This window comes from Moorena sp. SIO3I6 (assembly GCF_010672095.1).
In genome coordinates this window covers 1-3,210 of record NZ_JAAHHU010000485.1, presented here as the reverse complement: position 1 = coordinate 3,210, position 3,210 = coordinate 1, and the positions used below count along the sequence as shown (strand labels likewise).

Genomic DNA, 3,210 nt, shown 5'->3' with positions numbered 1-3,210 from the left:
AGACCTAACAGGACAACGTGTCACCAAAAAAAATCTTCGGCTAGTTCTCGAGTCAGTCCCAAAACCGTCAAGCTCTATTCCTGAGCGAACCGAGAGTAGTCCCCTCTTCAAACTCGATTTAAGTGACGCACCCTATGTATCGGATTTCTACGGACGCACCAACGAACTGGCTCAGCTAGAGCAATGGATTGTCACAGATAACTGTCCATTGGTGGCTCTTTTGGGCATTACTGGCATTGGCAAAACTGCCTTGTCAGTGAGGCTAGTTGAACAGATTAAGGATCAGTTTGAGTATGTGATTTGGCGTACCCTCAACCATACTCCATCTGTTGAAGAACTTCTGAGTGACCTGATCCAATTCTTGTCCAACCATCAGGAAAACCCTTCATCAACAACTCTAAATAACCTGCTATCGCGACTAATGTATTACCTCAACCAGCATCGTTGTTTGGTAGTGCTTGATGAAGTAGAAGCGATCATGGATGCTGGTGAATCCTCTGGAATTTACAAAGAGGGCTACCAGGACTATAGAAAATTACTGCAATGTATTGGCGGCAAACGCCATCAAAGCTGCTTGTTGTTGACCAGTCAAGAACCTCCCCAGGAAGTTAAGGAACTAGTAATCAGGGAAGGAAGAATTCGGGAATTCCAACTCAAAGGCTTGAAAAAGGAAGACGCTAAAGCACTCTTGTCAAAGGACGGTATTTCTAAATCTTTGCATGGAGTGGGACAACTAATTGATAGCTACAAAGGTCATCCCTTAGCCTTAAAGATTGCGGTTAGGACAATCCAAAACTGCCATAATGGTAAAATTTCTGATTTTCTCAAAGGCTCATTATTTATTGGTGATGTTTTAATCAATATGTTCGACAAGCAATTTTCTCTATTATCAGATTTCGATCAAGAGCTAATGAACTATTTAGCCATGGCTACCGAGCCAGTTTCAACTCAATACTTGCTAGCTCAATTTTCTTCATATCCCAACAGAGCGACTTCAGAAATAAAGACATCTCTAAATAATTTGTTACAACGTTCACTTATTGAAAAAAATTATCAGGATATGGGGGAAGTCTTCTTTACCCTAGATCCTGTAATTAAAAAGTATCTTAACAAACGTTTTTACCAGGGTGGCTGATTTAAGTAACTATGATTCAGATCGGACAGGAAATACACAATCGTTATAAAGTTATTAAAAAGTTAGGTAGCGGTAACTTTAGTCAAACCTTTGAGGTAGAAGATTTGCTTGGTATTAACTCAAGTAACTTAGGCAAAAGGAAAGTGCTGAAAGTCCTGAAATTAAGTTACTATAGCAATTCAAAGATGAGAGAAAAAGTCGTTGAGCTGTTTCAGCGAGAAGTAGAAGTGTTGAAGCAGCTCACTCATCCAGGAATTCCCCGAGTTGAGCCAGATAGCTACTTCCGTTTTGTGCCTAATAAAAATAACCAAGACGACTTCTTACACTGCTTGGTGATGGAGAAGATTGATGGACTAACGTTGGAAGAGTGGCTGCGACAGAACAATCAACTAATTACTGAAGCACAGGCAATTGACTGGCTAAAACAACTGATAGTAATACTTAAGGAAATCCATCCCAAGTATTTACATAGGGATATTAAACCTGATAACATCATGATCAGACCCAATGGACAACTGGTATTAATTGACTTTGGCGCAGTTAAAGCACTAACCCAAAAATACATTATTCAACAAATTACTTCGCAAAATACCAGTATTGGAACCCTAGGATATATGCCGCCAGAGATGATGAATGAACAGGAAGCTTATCCACAATCTGATTTTTTTTCCTTAGGTCGTACCTTTGTGCGGTTGCTCAGTGGTAAACACCCTAGTGATTTTACACAAGACTTACAAACTCAACAGTTGTTCTGGCGAAATGAAGCAACACATATTTCGGAAAGACTGTTGAACTTAATAGATTTTCTAATGGAACCGGATTGGAAAAATCGTCCCAAAAATACCCAGGAAATTCTGTTATCTATGATTGATTTACTCATGGAAATAATTGACGACAATCATAATTATTATAATAATATTCTAATAATTAGACGGGTTAAGCATAGCAATTATAATTTTATTAAGTCAGGAGTATTAATTTTTAGCATTGTCCTCAACTTATTTTTAATTGGTTTACTTATTAAAGTAGACTATCCAAGGCATGTTGTAGTTTTGCTAATGTTTGTAGTCCTCAGTATCCTGTTCATCTCACTAGTATTTCCTTTAGAATTTCCTTTATTCATTAAAAGAGTATACAAGCTGTTACTGTCTAGGAAAATATAGCGGTTTGCCACCCGCGCTAATTACAATAAAAACAAGGGGAGCATGTCACTTATGCAGAGCATTTGTACTAGACCAATAACATCTATTTTAGCGGCTTTTCCGGACTTACTATTCCAAACTATTAGTTAAAACAACTTCAAAGATAGCTATACCTTGATTTTTTACTTCAACGTCCTAAACTAACGGGAAATAATTGCAAAAACTATTGGTAAGCAATAGTTTTTGCCATCCTAGGTCGAAATTTAACATAACAGGTACGGAAAAGTCTTAAATAATCGGTCTATTGGCTTGCTGTTTAACAATTTACCACAGATTTGCGCTGCGCTGACGGGAGCTTGCTAGCTGGTCATGGGAGGCTTTCAATTCTGCACGATATATTCCTTCAAGGGTACTGAGTTTAGTGTCATATAGTGTTTTTGCCTGACGCTCAATTTCAGCCTTGCTAGCATCTAGTGGCACCTCAATTCTAATCAAAAACGAACCACTGCTCTTCTTTTCGATAGCTTGGATTGATAGGTATTCTTCACCGTATTCTTCCCTGAGCTGTTGAAAGGAAAGCAAAAAAGCTTTCCAGTCAATACCATCACTGAATGTCAGGTCAACAGTTTCCAACGCTTTCTGAAACAGACAACTAAAATCTCCTGGGGCAAAGTTCTGAGTTTCATTCCTAGGGCGACGTTCAATGAATTTGTCTTGTGTATAGTCATATTTTAGATAAGCATACTCACAAATCACATGCTTGAGCTTCGTGCCCTGATTAATTTTCCAATCTTCCAGACAAGCTCCGGTAAAGATTACTTCAGTAAAATTACAATCTAATGCTTGAGTCCTAATCAGGTAAGCTTCCCTCAGGTCAGCCTTGGTGAGGTTAGCTTCGCTCAAATCAGTCCCGCTCAGGTCAGCCCTGCTCAG

Annotated in this window: 3 protein-coding genes; 2 read left to right on the top strand and 1 reads right to left on the bottom strand. The window is 38.8% G+C overall.

What is annotated here, in order from left to right; translation table 11 throughout:
• Positions 1-1,135 (top strand): NB-ARC domain-containing protein (locus tag F6K49_RS38335; RefSeq protein WP_293105574.1); only part of this gene is annotated, 1,135 nt, incomplete at its 5' end.
• A gap of 11 nt (positions 1,136-1,146) precedes the next feature.
• Positions 1,147-2,298, top strand: coding sequence for a serine/threonine-protein kinase (locus tag F6K49_RS38330; RefSeq protein WP_293105568.1), 1,152 nt, complete (start codon positions 1,147-1,149; stop codon positions 2,296-2,298).
• 303 nt (positions 2,299-2,601) lie between these two features.
• Here the strand turns inward: F6K49_RS38330 and F6K49_RS38325 are convergent.
• A partial coding sequence (locus F6K49_RS38325) for a pentapeptide repeat-containing protein (RefSeq protein ID WP_293105564.1) occupies positions 2,602-3,210 on the bottom strand: 609 nt, incomplete at its 5' end.

Coding starts and splice junctions, on each gene's coding strand:
- F6K49_RS38330 (WP_293105568.1), top strand. CDS start 1,147: ATGATTCAGATCGGACAGGAAATACACAATCGTTATAAAGTTATTAAA.